15 protein-coding genes are annotated in these 16,904 nt (G+C 37.6%); 4 read left to right on the top strand and 11 right to left on the bottom strand.

Annotated features, from left to right (window positions below; genetic code table 11):
- Position 1 precedes the first annotated feature (1 nt).
- Positions 2 to 775 carry a DUF3450 domain-containing protein gene (locus BTO21_RS13395; RefSeq protein ID WP_045031097.1) on the bottom strand — a complete coding sequence of 258 codons (774 nt, stop codon included), beginning with the start codon at positions 773 to 775 and terminating at the stop codon, positions 2 to 4.
- Between the two features lie 184 nt (positions 776 to 959).
- Positions 960 to 3,047, bottom strand: coding sequence for a TonB-dependent siderophore receptor (locus BTO21_RS13390; protein ID WP_045031095.1), 2,088 nt, complete (start codon positions 3,045 to 3,047; stop codon positions 960 to 962).
- 429 nt (positions 3,048 to 3,476) lie between these two features.
- Between BTO21_RS13390 and BTO21_RS13385 the strand changes: the two genes are divergently transcribed.
- Together BTO21_RS13385 and BTO21_RS13380 are read left to right on the top strand one after the other, a co-directional pair.
- Positions 3,477 to 3,908 carry a hypothetical protein gene (locus BTO21_RS13385; protein ID WP_045031143.1) on the top strand — a complete coding sequence of 144 codons (432 nt, stop codon included), beginning with the start codon at positions 3,477 to 3,479 and terminating at the stop codon, positions 3,906 to 3,908.
- 253 nt (positions 3,909 to 4,161) lie between these two features.
- A complete protein-coding gene (locus BTO21_RS13380; RefSeq protein WP_045031093.1) occupies positions 4,162 to 4,356 on the top strand; it encodes a hypothetical protein in 195 nt (64 codons plus the stop codon).
- A 34-nt stretch (positions 4,357 to 4,390) separates the two neighbouring features.
- On the opposite strand, the gene BTO21_RS13375 is transcribed toward BTO21_RS13380, so the two are convergent.
- The 3 genes from BTO21_RS13375 to BTO21_RS13365 form a co-directional block, all read right to left on the bottom strand.
- Positions 4,391 to 4,600, bottom strand: coding sequence for a hypothetical protein (locus tag BTO21_RS13375; protein WP_045031091.1), 210 nt, complete (start codon positions 4,598 to 4,600; stop codon positions 4,391 to 4,393).
- 238 nt (positions 4,601 to 4,838) lie between these two features.
- On the bottom strand, positions 4,839 to 5,639 hold the full coding sequence (locus BTO21_RS13370) for a RecX family transcriptional regulator (protein WP_045031089.1): 801 nt from the start codon (positions 5,637 to 5,639) through the stop codon (positions 4,839 to 4,841).
- A gap of 58 nt (positions 5,640 to 5,697) precedes the next feature.
- Positions 5,698 to 5,937 carry a hypothetical protein gene (locus BTO21_RS13365; protein WP_045031087.1) on the bottom strand — a complete coding sequence of 80 codons (240 nt, stop codon included), beginning with the start codon at positions 5,935 to 5,937 and terminating at the stop codon, positions 5,698 to 5,700.
- Positions 5,938 to 6,378: 441 nt separating this feature from the next.
- Between BTO21_RS13365 and BTO21_RS13360 the strand changes: the two genes are divergently transcribed.
- Positions 6,379 to 6,618 carry a PAS factor family protein gene (locus BTO21_RS13360; protein ID WP_268830707.1) on the top strand — a complete coding sequence of 80 codons (240 nt, stop codon included), beginning with the start codon at positions 6,379 to 6,381 and terminating at the stop codon, positions 6,616 to 6,618.
- Between the two features lie 496 nt (positions 6,619 to 7,114).
- On the opposite strand, the gene BTO21_RS13350 is transcribed toward BTO21_RS13360, so the two are convergent.
- From BTO21_RS13350 to BTO21_RS13335, 4 genes are all read right to left on the bottom strand, one after another.
- Positions 7,115 to 8,641, bottom strand: a complete 1,527-nt coding sequence (locus BTO21_RS13350) for a cytochrome c peroxidase (RefSeq protein ID WP_052672694.1) — start codon at positions 8,639 to 8,641, stop codon at positions 7,115 to 7,117.
- A 312-nt stretch (positions 8,642 to 8,953) separates the two neighbouring features.
- Positions 8,954 to 10,345, bottom strand: a complete 1,392-nt coding sequence (locus tag BTO21_RS13345; RefSeq protein ID WP_045031083.1) for an ATP-binding protein — start codon at positions 10,343 to 10,345, stop codon at positions 8,954 to 8,956.
- A gap of 20 nt (positions 10,346 to 10,365) precedes the next feature.
- On the bottom strand, positions 10,366 to 11,031 hold the full coding sequence (locus BTO21_RS13340) for a response regulator transcription factor (protein WP_065192497.1): 666 nt from the start codon (positions 11,029 to 11,031) through the stop codon (positions 10,366 to 10,368).
- Between the two features lie 141 nt (positions 11,032 to 11,172).
- Positions 11,173 to 12,429, bottom strand: a complete 1,257-nt coding sequence (locus BTO21_RS13335) for an ABC transporter substrate-binding protein (protein WP_420874936.1) — start codon at positions 12,427 to 12,429, stop codon at positions 11,173 to 11,175.
- Between BTO21_RS13335 and BTO21_RS20265 the strand changes: the two genes are divergently transcribed.
- Positions 12,407 to 12,667: a hypothetical protein gene (locus BTO21_RS20265; RefSeq protein WP_244906773.1), complete on the top strand. Its 261-nt coding sequence runs from the start codon at positions 12,407 to 12,409 to the stop codon at positions 12,665 to 12,667. The two genes, BTO21_RS13335 and BTO21_RS20265, sit on opposite strands and share 23 nt — an antisense overlap.
- 22 nt (positions 12,668 to 12,689) lie before the next feature.
- On the opposite strand, the gene BTO21_RS13330 is transcribed toward BTO21_RS20265, so the two are convergent.
- Positions 12,690 to 14,669, bottom strand: coding sequence for a HAMP domain-containing methyl-accepting chemotaxis protein (locus BTO21_RS13330; protein ID WP_045032328.1), 1,980 nt, complete (start codon positions 14,667 to 14,669; stop codon positions 12,690 to 12,692).
- A gap of 895 nt (positions 14,670 to 15,564) precedes the next feature.
- Entirely contained in the window at positions 15,565 to 16,779 is a 1,215-nt protein-coding gene (locus tag BTO21_RS13325) for a trypsin-like serine protease (protein ID WP_065194082.1), read from the bottom strand.
- Positions 16,780 to 16,904 lie beyond the last annotated feature (125 nt).

Below are 16,904 nucleotides of genomic sequence, written 5' to 3'. Positions count from 1 at the left end.
GTTATTTACTCTCTACGTTAGTTGTAAAACCTGAAACAGGTAAAGTAATCAAACTTGGGGCAACTTGGTTATCAGCAATCGCAAACGCCTTATCGATATTTGCACCTTCGCTCGCATCAATCACTTGCCACTGTTTAGCCGCTGTATTCCAGCTCCAGTAATGGCTACCATTTAAACTGCGCGCAACCAAAGCAATACGCCCTAAATGGAGTACATTCACTTCAATCGTTTTATTATCAGCAAGAGTGATTTTCGCTTGGTAAGCGGCGAGTTTAGTGCCGTAATCCATTTCAATTTGGTAGGCTTCTAAAATACGACGGAATTTCTCGGCATCACTAATATCAGCTTGTGACATCATGGTTTCAAGTTTATTCACTCGCGCTAAACGGGCTTGATGTTTAATCGGTTTGTCGTTTTCAACAATCGTCTTTAAACCATCAATCATTTGGTACATCAGTGGTACTACGCCCTGACGAGTCTGTTTAATATCTGCAATTTGTTGATCGATAGAAGCCACTTCTTGCGCCTGATTTTGAACCAATCGCGCTAAATGATCATGATAGATAGTTAAGTTTTTTACTTCTTCTTGTAACTGCTCGATGTTGGCTTTCATTGACAACACAGAATCAGCACTTTTATCAATGTGATCCTGACTCACAGCAGATGCTGTATTGGTCTTGTTCTCAATCGAACGTGCGTTATCGAGATTAGAAGCATGAGCGCCAGTGGTGACGCTGAGAATAACAATAGCAAGGCTAGTTTTAATAAAATTCATAATATTTAATCAATCGTTATCTGTAATAACCAAAAAAACAAAAAAGGGAATGTTAAAAATAAAAAGTACTGCAAAGGTCGCGAACTATAAACAATAACAATTGTGATTAACAGTTTATAAGCCGCTACATTCAGATCACAACAAGGGGAAGTTAATACTTCCCCTTGTTTATTTGGCGTAAACCTTAGTATTTAAACTCAATGGTTGCCATGAAGTTACGGCCTTCGCCTAGTGTTACACCAGTAGCACCTACATAGTCTTTGCTAGTTGAGCCGCCACCGGCCATGTAATCTGTATCAAATAGGTTCTCTACATTTACACGACCAACGATATCCAGTTTATCGTCATACTTGTAAGTGTGCGCGACACCAACATCAACACGTGTGTAACCGTCTTTCTTAAAGGTATTCGCTGCATCACCGAAGCGAGAACCTTCATAAATCACACCAAGGTTAACATCAGTTGCCTCAGTTACGTTATATGTTGACCATACGCTTGCAGCAAACTCTGGCACATCTGCCGGACGATTACCTTGGTAGTTTTGATCTTTAGTGTATTTAGCATCAAGGTACATCGCTGATGCGTTCATACTTAATTTATCGGTGATCTTACCTTGCAGAGCAACCTCTACACCATTATGAACACGCTCACCAGCTTGCGTTTTTTCATACCAGCCATTACCCACTTCAACATCAATAGCGGTATTTTCTTGAGTAATATTAAACACTGCAGCAGATGCGAATAAACGATTATCAAATAATTCCCACTTAGTACCTAATTCATATTGTTTACCACGTAACGGATCTAACTGAGAACCATCATTGATATAGTTTTTAGAACTAGACGACACCGCACCTTGAGGCTCAAAGCTTTCAGAATATGCTAAGTAAATAGAACCATTTTCGGCTGGGTGGAAAATTGCCGCCAACTTAGGCGATACTGCTTCTTCCGCTAATCCATCTTTCACTTGGCGATCAAAACGCACCCCTGCTAACACTTGCCAATAATCATTCACAGTGATCATATCTTGTGCATAGAAACCCCAAGCATCGTATGATGAATGTGATTGTTTTGGCTTACCGTTAGAAAACGTTGGTGTTGGAGCTGTATCACCGGGTTTTACATCCACTGAATTAAATGAACGCTGGAAACGATCGTAACTATACCCTAACCAGTTTGCGCCAATTAATAACTGATGCTGCACGCCTAATGTATCGAACTCACCAACAAAATCTGTATACGCGGTTTTAAATGCCCACTCATCATGGCGATCACTACCACCTTGTTTAATAGTGCCATTTTGATCAAAGTTACTAAAATCTGGGTAACTTTCTTTATCGTTACGTACGAAATCTTGGTAGTTAAAACCAGTATTTAATGCCCATGTATCAGTTAATTGTGCTTTAACATCAAAGCCCATATTCTGAACATCATTATCAATTTTAGACCACTGTGCATCCCACACATGATCACGACCCATCACTGGCTTGCCATCTACAATGTAAGCACCTGAATCAACGCTGCCGTTATCTTGAGTACGATCATAATGTAGTGACACCGTCACGTTATCATTGACATCATAATCAAGGAACATCCCACCAACAAAGCGATCGGTTGACGGTGTTGAGCCATCACTGAATTTACGCCATGAATCGTAATCTTCTTTCGCTAATACCACGCGTCCACGTAATGTTTGATCTGCATTTAGCGAACCACTTACATCAAGCACACTACGAGTATGGTTATTTGAACCAATATCTTGGCTAAAATTCATTTGAGTGTCGTAAGTTGGCTTTTTAGATACCATGTTAACCAAGCCGCCCGGCGCTGATTGCCCATAAAGCAAACCTGCAGGGCCTTTCATCACTTCTACACGCTCTAATAATTCAACAGGCTGACGGTAATGCGACCAATGCTGGTGACCATCGCGTAAGAAACCACTACTACTGCCTAATTCAAAACCACGTAGAGAAAAACGTTCACGGTTACGACTGGTGCCGCCCGCAGAAATGCTGGCATCGTTTTGTAACACTTCACCTAATGTACTTGCACGCTGTTCATCAATTAGCTTCTCATCAATAACAGCAACTTGTCCTGGCGTTTCTAATTGAGTCATCTCCATACGCATTGCTGTCGAATTCGTGTCAGCCTTATAGCCATAATCACGTCCAGTGACCACCATATGCTCATCTGTATTTGTAATTTCTGCATGAGCAATCGGTGCTGATAATACTGCACCAATCAATAGTGTTAGCTGACTTTTAGAAAACATATTCCGTTATCTCCACTTACCGTATCTTTGAGAATAAAACCAACTGAATGACGTTGTGACTTAATACCGCATCTTTAAAAACGAACCTCTGTAGGCTTTTAAAGATACTCAATATCAGCACCGACTCGCTGTTCAAGTAGTCTTGATTGTTTGTCACCATCAAATGATGCCGCCAAACTCAGAATAAGAATATAAGTGATAACCATTACCATTTGCATTAAATTTACATTCTTTGCATTCGTAAATTTTTTGTCAACAAATACAATTGATAATCAATTCAATATTTTTATACTAATGAATCAATAAAAATAAGCGATTAACGTAACCGCAATAGTGGATTATTCCGTACTCAATACTGTTTTTTCAAAGACATTCACAACAAACGGGCGTATAATTCGGCCGTTTTTATTGATTTCTGCGGTATTAAAAGTGACTCAATTAAGTCTTGAAGCTATTCATCAACAACTAGAAGAACGCAATTTTATTGCCGAGAAAGTCCGTATTGTAACGGTAGAGGCAATGGATCCTGAGGTATTAGCAGCCTGTACCACAACGGAAAATGAAACATTCTATAACAGCTATATGAATGTGATTTATTGCCGAGGTGATCGCTATGTTTTAGGTTATCGCTGCAATGAAGCAACTATCATTGACCAAGCGATTATTTTTAAAGATGGTAAATATTACGATCCTACTTTACAAGCCAATGGTGAAGGTGAATTTAAATCTTACCCATTTGCTGTATTAGCAGAATTTAAAGTCTTTGACATGATGACGCATGCTAAAAATAATAAAGACTTTCCACCAGATGTAGACTTCTTATATACACGCAAGAAGCACTTCAAAAACGTGATGCGATAAAGATCCCCCTACCCGTTATTAGCATTAACTAATAACGGGTACTTCTTCCTTACACCATTCTTTTTTATTAATAAAACTGACAATAATTTATTGGTTCTATTGTTATTTATATAATTAACAAACCTGTACCATAATTGATGCATTTCATATCATTTGACTGATAACCACGGCTAATCCCCCCTTTCTAGCGCTTGAGAATAACCACAATAAATGTACTATTTTATCCATCACATTTTGATCGGATGTTTAGCGTATGGATCAAGCAAAAGGATTAAGAAGTTACTTTATGAATGATAAACGCCAGCATATTTTGTCACTGCAAAAACAAGTTAGACAATTAATTATTCAAAAAAAAGAACAAGTAGAAATTAATGCAGCTCTAATCGCTTTAGAAGAAGCTTGGATTGCATTTGAACGAGAGAATAATGAAGCAGCATTATCACACTGATGTAAAGTCCAGTAGGTACTGGACTTTACATAATTTATTTTTCTTTTAAACCTAAAGCTTGTAAATAAGTTAACTCGGCATTGAATTTTTTAACGTAACGATTCAACGTATTCGGTGTGACGCCATACACAATCTCAGCTCTGTACGCTGTCATCTTATGCGTAATAACCTCATAAACCGCTATTTTTACTGCATCTACTTTAAAAATATGATCCGCAATATTATTGTATTTATCTTTCTTCATTTATTTTACCGAACAACAAATCCTTTGTAGCACATAGTAAACATCGCTGCCCCAACCTACAACGATTTAGAAAACAGTTATTAACAATATTAATAATATGGTTTATTAGCGAAATGTTTTGTGTTTGTCAGATTGAATAAACATGCGGCTAACGCATATGTCTACCTATATGGCAGTGAATAAGCAGAATACGTTCGCGGTGTACTTTAGTTATTTCTAAGCTGCCTGTGCGGCAGGTTTAATTACTGGCAGCAGCCATGGCTTCTTTTATTTCATCTGAACCATAACCTTTTGATGAAAGATAAGCATAGGCTTTACTTTTATCTTTAAAATTCGACAGGTCAAACCGCTTTTTCGCTAACACTAATTGGCAATTTTCATAAAAATCGACCTCACCCGCTTCCTCTAAATCATAGAAGACTTGCTCAAGGTTAGTAATATCAACATGCTTCATTTTAAGCTCTTGCTTAATCACTGTTTTGCCTTTGAGCTTACGGACTAACTTCAATACTTCTGTTTCAAGATCAGCATTCATGCCTTTGATTTTTGCTTTGGTTAATAGCGTATCGGCAGCATCATGTTCCGCAATCGCTCTTGAAATATCTTGAAAACTGTATCCTCGCTTAGTGAGATCGTTGGTTATTTTCTCTTTGGTGGTTTGACTAAAATCATCATAACTATCTAAACGACTTTTGATCATATCAAGTTCAGACACTTGTTTTTTCTCCATAATATCAACTAATGCTTCTTCAATGATTGTTGCAGGAATACCTTTGGTTTTTAGTTTCTGCTTAATATATTGCTGCCCATGTTCATTAGAAAACGCTGTCTCACAAAAATGCAACGCGAACTGAAGATCTTCTTTTACATAACCGAAGTCTTTCATTTGTTGTAATACAGTCTCAATCCAGTCCTGCTGTTCTGTTTTCGCTTCTAATTTTTTACGCAATTCATATTCAGTATGATCACGTAAATTTAAGTGATAAATAGCGCTGTTAATAACATTTTGAATGGTTTTTGCAGGATATGGCTTCTTCATTTTAATTGCCTTTACTATTGAGTTATAAAACAAACGCGAATTTTATTCGATCATCACATTAACGACGGATAGTCGCTCTTACTGTAATTACCGTTAACGCTATATAATAGATTGCGATTAAAACTGCGGGTAAAGCATCACGATCAAACGCTGAACTGACCGCGAAAATACAGTAACAAATGATAATAGCGGGAATAATAAATACGCTGTTATTTTTAGGATAGATACCAATCATCAACAACAATTTATGAATGCCTGCTAACACTAGCGGCAACGTTACCATTAAAAACCACAACATAGTCAATCCCTTTGAGGCAAAGTGCCTTTGATTGGCTATTGTATACCGATAACGAAGAAGCTACCTATTTACGACAACGTCTTTCGTTAAATAACTAGCATTTGCTCTTCCCACCTCGATGACAATGAGCTACGTCAAAAATAACATTCACTTTCTTCATGTCCCGATCATGCACCTGCTTTTTTACTAATAATCATTAAACACTTTAACAAGTTACATTCGAAAATTTCAAATAATGAACTAATATAATGAAGTAACAAATATCGTTATTCTGATAATAAACGACAAATTATAAGAATAGAAACACATTAAACAATATAGAAATAGCCTGAAAGCATTAACTGCACAGCTCCTTATTCGTTATGTGATTAATATCTCGGACGTTTAGCCATTTAAGAGATATAACGCATATACTAGCCATTATGTAATGAAGGAATTACTATGAATCAAATCGAACATCTCATTTATGACACCCTCGTAGATCTATCGAATAATGCACCAGAACAGCATGCAAAAATTCGCCAAGCCTTATATGACCAATTAGATCTACCATTAACAAAGCAAAGAGACTTATATTCAAATGCGCTTGGACCTGCAAGCTCAGGAATGCTTGAGAACAATGCAGATATTCACAACACTTTAAGCATCGCAGTTAAAGCACTTGAAACACCTGAGAAATAATCACAAATTAGCAGACTATAATCGCCTATAGGCTGCTAATTTTAGATGTACCATCTTATAGCCATCCTGTTGTTTTTTTTATTTCTTTGATTTATTCTCTTTTCGCACTTTATATTTGTAATAACCACCTTGAATAATCATTCCAACTACACTTAATACAGTAAATTCCCACTTACTCAACATAAAAAATGTCGTTGAATCAGGGAATAATAATATAAGAAACATAAATGGAATCATAATAAATGACCTCCGCGCTTTCTCTTCGTTATTCAATTTACACCAAAAAATCTTCATCGCTAGGAGTTCCTTTTCCATATCTGTTTTTGTCTTGAGACTGCTATTCGCCTCACTATAAACAACTCGATGCTTTAGTGTAATTACTTATGGTTAATGTTCAAGGATATGGCTGTCCTTTGCCTTTTTAGATAACTGGCCTACAAACATAAAAAAGCCGCCAATAATGACGGCTATTGTGATCTCTAAAGGCGAGGTTTAATTAAGCTTGTGTTTCAGTTGGTAATTTACGCCCTGTTACTTGTTTCCAGACTTGATCTTTAGCACTGCTACACACTTGCTGACCATTCACATCATGGCAATTAGGGTTGGTTAATGTCTTACCCTTATATTCACCTGTTAGCGTTTTTAAATAAGCGACCATGGCTTTGGTTTCTTTAGGTGAAAAATCAGTATTACATTGGTATTTCGCCATCGCATTGACCGCTTCAGATAAAGTTGCTGCGCGACCACCAGAGAAATAAGGCCCTGTCACCGCGATATTACGCAGGTTAGGGACTTTAAAGTAATGCATTTGCTTTTTATCGTGGGTAACTAAATAACGACCTTTATCACCCTCAATATGTTTGCCTTTAAGGTTACCAAAGAAGCTACTATAAACACCCATCTTCTCGTATGACTGTCCGCCCATACTTTGACCGACATGACAAGTTTGACAGCCTGTTTTTAAGAACAATTTAAAGCCTTCGATTTCTTCAGGCGTTAATGCACTTAAATTACCTTCTAAATATTGGTCAAAACGGCTATTGGTGGTGATTAATGTTTTCTCATATTCAGCAATAGCATTGGTGATATTTGCCCCGTTCATACCGTCTTTATAAGAAGCATCAAATAATTTAACTAATTGAGGATCTTGTTTAAGTTTAGCAACGATATTACCCCAGTTTTTTGATCCCATTTCAACGGGGTTAAAAATAGGGCCCGCCGCTTGAGCCGCTAAATCAGCAGCACGACCATTCCAGAACTGACTCATATTAAATGCAGAGTCATACACCGTTGGCGCATTCATTGGATCATCAAGATTATTAATGCCTAAACTGGTCGGTAAGTTATCCGTACCGCCAGTATGAATAGAGTGACAACTCGAACAGGCATACTTATTGTTGGCTGATAAGTGAATGTTGTTGTACAGCGATAAACCTAACGCAACTTTAGCAGGATCTGTTTTAAATACGGTATGAATAGGCTGAACAGCCAAATTCTTAAATTGTGGTGCGGCAGTTGGGTTTGGATAGTATTGCTGGCGTTGATGCTTGATCCAATCGAGTAGTAACTGTCTATCAGCACTGTTGAGGTATGCTGATGGCCAGTGTATGGCGAGATATTTAGGAATTGGCATTGAATTGTTGTTAAGAACAAACTCTAATTTGGCAAGAGCAACTTGACTCACCGCATGATGATGCTCAACAGCTTGTTCAACAGGTGCAAGCTCAAAGGATTGATTAGCTTTGTCGATATCAACTTGCATTGTTTGCTTCACGCCAGGCACTTTAGCATAAAATGGCAATGGGCTATTGAGCGTATGGCAATCTGCACAGCCCTTTTCAGCTAATAATCGCATCGCTTGTGCTGAGAGATCATCAATATTATGCAGTGGTAAGGCATCTAAGCGTTTATTGGCTAAAGTGACATCTTCTTTATGTACAGTGTACACAATAGCACCATAACCAACGATACCTAGCGCGATAGCACTCACAATTGCTTTTTTTATATATTTCTTATTAATCATGATATTACTCTTTTGAAAACTTCCGAGCGCAAATATATACGCTTATGGAATAATCCAAACAGTTAAATCATAAAACGAACTATTAGTTGATTTAAATCAATGTGATATATAAATATGTAACACTTTATTTATAGTAAAAAACACCTAAAAAGAAAAAATTCATAATCTTCAATCATACAGCCATCTAAAATCGAATAATAATCAAACAGTAAATCGATAAAGTAGATTAATATCGACATCTTTAATCTACTTTATCTAAAAAATTAATAAATTCGTGAGCTTTTATAAATAGTAATCATTTAATAATTTTTATTATTTATTCATGACTGGTAACAAGAGCTGAATAGATAACCCTTGCGGCTGACGATTTTCGGCATTTACCGCACCATGCATTACTGCCATTGCTTCTTTAACAATAGCTAAGCCAAGCCCATACCCACCTGATTGTTTATCACGTGCGCCTTCAATACGAGTAAATGGATCAAAAATACGCTTGAGATGTTGCTCAGCAATACCATGTCCATCATCTTCTACACTTAACTGCACAAATGCTTGCCCTTCAATGACCACCAGCGCTGAAATTAACTGGATATGAGCCTGCTCACCTGCATATTTCATCGCGTTGCCCAGTAAGTTGTTTACAGCCCGCACAATTAAACGACTATCACCCATTACTAATGGCATATTATTATCAATCGCTGTCGTTAATGTTTGTTGTTTTCCAAGCAACGTTTCAATATCAGGCACCGTGGCTAAACATAAACTCTCAACATCAAGCGGGATTAAATTGACATTTTCCGTTGTATTTTGTAACTGGTTAAATTCTAAAATTTCATTCACCAGTTGATTCATTTCCTCTGATTCGCGTTCTAAGCGATCAACAAGATGCTGATGTTCAGGTGCAACCCGTTTTCTCATTAAATGTAATGATAAGTTGTGGCGAGCCAACGGTGTCCGCAGTTCATGTGATACATCTCGAATTAAGCGGCGCTGACGTTCAGACAGCATCTGAATTTGTTCCGCCATTTCATCAAAATCGGTCGCGAGTGATTTAAACTCTACCGTACTATCACTCACTGCATTAGCAACTCTTACGGAAAAATCACCATTAGCAAGGCTGCGACTCGCCTCTCGCAATGTATTTAATGGACGCTGTAAATAACGAGCAATAAGAAATGAAAACATCAGCAAAATTAATACTGCGATCACAACTTGAATCAACCCAAAATAAAATGAAAAATATTTAGCCGGATGCAATTGAGAGGGCAATTGCACCATCAGTTGATTGCCGTCTTTTAATGGAATCGCAAAGATAGGTTGATTAACACGTGAATCTAACAGGGTATTAATGCCGCGAGCATAGTTAAGTTTAAACGCAAAATGAGGGTGCATTTTTCTATCCCCCATTTCATGTTGTTCTTTATCAAGTACAAACAAGTAATAAGGCTGTTGTTGTTCCCACTGCCCTAGCTGTTGCTTATTACCCGTATCAATAAGTTGCTGGGCTTGCTCTGCCATAACGAGCATATTTTGTTGGACTTTCTTTGGCACCTGCAACATCGTTTTAACTAACGCAATTTCAGCTAAATTTTGCAGTAATAATATTAATAACAAGCTAACCGTAAAATATGAGAAAAGGCGTACAACCAGACCATGCTTTTGATGCGGTTTATACCATGTTTTACGCTGACAGAGGCTTTCCACAACACGATCCTTTTATTAACTTAATAATTAACTGTTTCGGTATAACTATACCCTCTGCCACGAATGGTTTTTATGTGTAATTTAGACATTCCAGCTAACACAATTTTGCGGCGTATATTACTGATATGCATATCCAGATTACGATCAAAGGGACTCAGTTCTTTTTTAAGCACTTGTTTTTGTAATTCGGCTTTTGATACTACGATCCCATCATGCTTAATTAAATATTCTAACAGTTCAGATTCAGTACTGGTTAATGGCAAGCGTGACATTTCAGCGGCCATCTTTTCCTCACCCGAACGGATCTGATGTCGTTGACGCTCAAGACCAACGCGACGTAAAATAGCACTAATGCGTGTCAATAATTCTGGCACTTTAAATGGTTTAGTAATGAAATGATCAGCGCCAGCTTGCAAGCCATCAAGCATGGTTGCTTCATCGCCTAGCGCCGTTAACATTAAAATAGGCGTCGCAAACCGTTGGCAAATACGCCGCGCAACTTGCATTCCATCTAAATTCGGTAGCATGACATCAAGTAATACTAAATCGACACCTTTATTCTGTAGATACTCAATCGCCGATTCACCACAATGAACACAACTGACATCATGGCCTTCATCTTCTAGCACTTCAGTCAGTAATTCACACAACTGTACATCATCATCAACAACTAATATTTTTGACACGATAAATCATCCAAAAAGAAAATATCGGCATGGTAATATGCCTAACCTGTAGATATCAACCATGTATTAACAATTACCTTATCATTCACACTGTTAGCCTGATTGAATAAGTGACTGTTGACACAATTAAACGCATCTTAACTATAAAGTGTTGTTAGCACCTAGTGATTGTTGATCTGAAGATGATCGAGAAGTTATCACTTGGCACATTTCAGCCAAGGTTTTAGCATCTTGCTGCGGTTGATACCAACTACTTAATCCCATTTGTACTGCGGTAACCGCTTCTTCTGGTGTCATGGTGCCATTTAATACTTCGACACTGGTTTCCCATAGCTGAACTTCAAAATCAGGCTTACCGCGCGAAAGAATTTGGGCTGAATTACGAATCGTCGAATCGCAATTATTTCTCCACGTCATCATTTCATTGGCGATAGGATGGTTAACATCAAAAAAGTGATTCGATAATGAGAAAAATCCCGGAATACCATTGGTGAGTAGCTCTGCAAATTCAGCGGTAGTCATCCATTGCAAAAATGCTATCGCAGCAGGATTTTTTTCTGATTGAGTATTCAACCCCATGCCTAAATCGGTATGATCGCTGATGTAACATTCATCACTTTTATTAACGACTGGCGGAGGAAAAACACCAAAATCAACACTATTTGCAAAGGTAGAAATATCCCATGATCCCGTAGGATAAATAGCCGCTTTACCTTTTTTAAACAACTCAATGGCATCAGCGTAACTGCGTTGGCGGTAATTATCCCCTAAATAAGGTCTCCAGCTCGCCAAGGCACGATACACATTAAGATATGGCACATCAGTAAAACGATCTTGTGCTTGAATTAGCCCTAACCGCCCATCTTCACCTTGCCAATAATTAGGGCCGATATTTTGAAACCCCATTGTTGCAGCTTCCCACTTGTCTTTCGTGCCTAATGCTATCGGTACATAACGTTGACTGGCTTTTATCTTTTTAAGTACCTGATTAAATTCAGTCGTTGTTGTTGGAACCGATAAGTTTAAATCTGAAAAAATGGTTTTGTTATAAAAAAAGCCATGAATAACCGATGCCATTGGTAAGCAAAAGGTCTGAGCACCAGAATCCGTTTGCCATGGACCTAACGCAAAACTGGGGAAATTTTCCATCCCTTGCATTTCGGTGATATCACTAAAATGACCTTGTTTAAATAACGCCAATGAGCCATCAAAGGGACGACACGCAATCAAATCACCCGCCGTACCTTGAGCAAGATCGTTATCTAACTGTTGATTAAATGTCGAGGGGTCGGTAGGTGATCGGTATGTCACCTTAATATTGGGGTAATGTTTATTAAACTCAGGAATAATCGTTTCATTCCAAATGGCATCATCATTGCGCCATGAATCAATAACCACTTCACCACGTATAGATGTAGATGTAGATGTAGATGTAGATGTAGATGTAGATGTAGATGTAGATGTAGATGTAGATGTAGATGTAGATGTAGATGTAGATGTAGATGTAGATGTAGATGTAGATGTAGATGTAGATGTAGATGTAGATGATACCGCTGCGATCGCAAGCGTTGGCATGAATAGTAACGCGCTACACATCACTTTCGCTAAGGTATTAAGCAAAAAACGAGGACGTTGAGACATTGATGAAAGTTGCATAATTAGACCTTAAAACGTTTAATTAAATGACGTTGTTGAGCTGCAAGTTGCGATAATACTTCACTGCTTTGTGCGGACTCTCTGGCTTCATTTTCAGCGTTATAGGCCACGGCAGCGATGCCATTAATGTGTTCCGACACATCTTGGCTCACAGAGATTTGTTCTTCAGTCGCATGAGCAACTTGAATGGCCATCTCTAAAATAAGATGCATCCGTTCAACGATAGTTTGTAAAGCAACATCAGTAGAACGGGCTTGTTCTACACATTGTTCGGTTTGTGTTTGTGAACGTGTCATCACTTGCGATACTTGTAAGGTGTTTTGCTGCAAATTAGTGATCATTTGCTGAATTTCTTCCGTTGATTGCTGGGTGCGATTAGCAAGCGCTCTCACTTCATCGGCAACAACAGCAAAACCACGTCCTTGATCGCCTGCACGTGCCGCTTCAATCGCGGCATTAAGGGCTAATAAATTAGTTTGTTCTGCAATACTACGAATAACACCTAAGATACTGCCTATATTGTTAGAAAATTCAGATAACTTTTGAGTAATGGCGACGGCTTCTGTCATTTCCACGGCAAGTTGTTCGGTGATCATACGGCTGGTTAATACCAATTCTCGCCCTTGCTGCGCGGCTTGATTAACCTCATTAACTTCTTCAACGGTCTGTTCTGACGAACGTGAAATTTCTTTGGCGCTCACTTCTAATTCGAAGATTGCAGCTGCAACTTGATCTGTTCGGGATTTTTGATCTTCAACCCGATTCATGGCTTTTTCGCTGGTCGTTGCTGTTTTTGTTGCTTCTGAGACTAAATGCGCTGAGCCAACGTTTATCTGAGTTAAAATATCAGCCATGCTTGCTGAAAGCTGATCAATTGAACCAGATAACGCTCCAAACTCACACCGTGAACGATAATTAGTACGTTCGGTCATATCACCAGCAGTCATTTTCTTGAGCACTGAATTAATACGTGCTAATGGCGTATGAATACTTTTTGCCGTCGTCACTGCAACAAATAAAGCAATGACAGCTGAAATAATGGCGGCAAGAATAATACTCAATGTTGCTTGATTTGCAGCTTCATCCGCTGCTTGTTGACTTGCTTTAGCATTCGCTTGAGCATATTCCATATAAGCTGTTAACGCTTGCTGAGTCGCTGTTACTTGTTGATTTGATTTTTCATTTAACGCCACCAATTGAGAACCTAAACGATGCTGTTTTTCCATTACGACCAGCATACTATTTGCCCCTAGCGTGAGTTCGTAAACACGGTTTAAGTTTTTGCTGTAACGTGCCTTAACATCTTTAGCCACGTCAATTCGTGCGATTCCTTGTTTTGCCATTTCAATGTCTTTGGTTAACACTGCGGATAATATCTTGAGATCTGTTTGTGGCGTTGCACGACGAACATTTTTTAAATCACGACTGATGCCACTAGTAATTAACTCGGCACGGTTGCGTAAAGATCGCTTATGCGAGGCACTTTGAATAAGTAAATTAGCGGCTGATTGATAGGTATCTTCAAGATGAATAAATTCAAGGTTTAATCGTTGATGCTGGGCTTTAACAGTAAGCCATTGGTTATAACGTTCCATCGCTGTATTTGATGAAGCAAAAAAAGTATTGGCTGCTAATAATGCCGTTGCTAATTCAGTTTGTGCTCTCGCATCAACAGCATAGATCTGAGCTTGTTGTTCAAGGACTCGAAAACGGTGTTCTGCTTTTTTAACATCAACCTTTTTTAAGGCTAATAAGTGCAGATTAGTGGTTGTTTGATAATCAATCACCTTTAATTGATTTTCTCGCAAACTGGCTAATAACTGGCTTGCAGAGATAACCATCGGTGTTGATACTTCAGTAACATGTTGTAATCGACTATGGATTCTATTGGTATTACCGTAACTTATTCCACCAATAATGAGAATAAGCGCCAGCATTAACGTAAATCCGGCAATAGTACGTTGAACAATTGAGAATGACATACCGCGCTCTATTGTAAAGAAATAAAACCATTACCAATAACTACATCAATAATGGATAGCTGCTCAATATAATTATTTCAGCACTCAAAATAAAAAAATATCCGCCATTTCAATACATAGATCACATTATTTTACTTCTAAATTCCAATGTGGAATATCATTACTTACTCAATAAACATTCATTCCATTAACAAATGTTGGTGTTATAGAATGAGAAACACAATATCAACATTTAAATATAAATAACCGTTAAATGATTATTTCAAATTTTAAATATTAAACTTTTTTTTAAGACAAGAAACATAAAACAAGCTTTCTGTTTAATCATTGAACTAAATCAATAAATTTATAGTTATTAATAAATTTCAATTAACTATCTATTGACTTTGCCAGAGACAGCACCAAATCTAGCTTTAACGCATTTCCCACAGAGTTATGCACAGCTTCTGTGGATAACCCTATTTTTGTGGGTAAAATAATAAAACACCATATCATTAATTAATAATATTTTTTTAACAATAACAAATAAATATAACCAATTGATAAATATCAAAAACACCCCAACTCCTTGTGTTTTAAAAATATAAACACGAGAACAATCAATACGTTTATTAGTTTATTTCACTATTCAAAACACTTTCTTTGTTAAATAAATGCTACTTATACATTGGATTATTATATAACGAATAAACACATCAGTAATAAATCTCATCTTTTTGAAAAATATAACAATCAATTTACTAAGTATTATAAATACAATATTTTTAAAATAAGCTCATGTTTAATAGCCAAAAAAAATGGAAGCTTGCTTATAAAGCTAACTTCCACTTAAATCATCATAATATGAAGCATTAATAAGTATTTAATTGTATTTCTGTATCTGTTTTTATGTTATTTAAACTTTTAAACGTCTAAAAAACGCACCGCTACAAAGTAATAATAAGCCAATAAATCCAAAACTACCGCCACCGTCGCGATCTTTACCTATATTGCAATTGTTCGCTGAAATGCTGTCATTGCAGCCATCACCATCTTGATCGTTATACTTATCCGAAAGAAAATCAGGTGGGGTAATTGGATGCATTGGTTTTTTACTGCTGTTCTCAACAATCCAATCAGTATAATTACCGACACGAGCGTAAAAACCAGGACGTGTCATTGAACCACAAGCAAGATCTCCAACAGTACCACCACTGACAATACCCACTTGTAACCATTCATCATTATCATCTTGAGCTAAAATAGGACCACCGCTATCTCCAAAACAAGCATCTACACCATAAGGAGTACCGTCTATATGATCTGTAATTTCAGACGGTAATGCACATAATTTAGTTGTGTTAGCAGGGCTATCAATAATTAATCCTGGATTATCATTCGATTCAATACGCTTATAACATAAATCTATCGGGAATAAACTCAACATCGCTTGCTGCAAATTATCAGAGCCTGAGTCACTACCTCCAGACGGATCGGTGACTCCCCAACCGAGTACTTTGAGATTTTTATCATGTCTTGTCGAACCTTGATAATCACTATCATTCCATTGTTTTTTTAACTCGGTTTCTATATCACTAGACTGTTCCCGTGTTGGTAAATTAACTTGAGCAACATCTTTAAATTTACGATTAACACGAATCAGTGCTACATCATTATCTAATTCGGTACTTATAACTTCGGCTCTAACTGAATCTTTTTTTACTACAGCCACAGGACTAAAATCAGGATGAACTACTACATGCGTTGCAGAAAAAATATGATCTTCTAATGGCTCACTATTATCTATTAATCCTGCGGTAATCGTAATATCAGAGGGTGGTATTACCTCAGCATTTTTATCACTTCCCTTTACCACACAGTGAGCGGCGGTTAATACCCATTGATCACTAATGATAGTCGCACCACAAAAAGGGGTTTCACCCGCCTTATTATTGCGCAGTGACGCCATAAAATTTTCAGTGGCGGGAGTATTACTATCAACATCATCGCCACCGATAACATACGGTGAAACGATATTTGACGATATTACTGCATCGGTGGATGCATAGACGGGCGCAGTGACACTTGCCGTAATGGCTAACATTAACGCACTGTATTTATATTGAAACATCCTTGTTTTCCTTTGACTTAATAATAATCGCTATAGCTTACCTTTATCATTGTTTATGTGCTGATCGAAACTAGCACACTGCGATAAGCTTCATTTTTTTATGTAAATGAAAACGCCACCAGCAT

The organism is Photobacterium phosphoreum (assembly GCF_002954725.1).
GTDB lineage: Bacteria > Pseudomonadota > Gammaproteobacteria > Enterobacterales > Vibrionaceae > Photobacterium > Photobacterium phosphoreum.
This window is presented reverse-complemented; position numbering and strand designations above follow the sequence as displayed.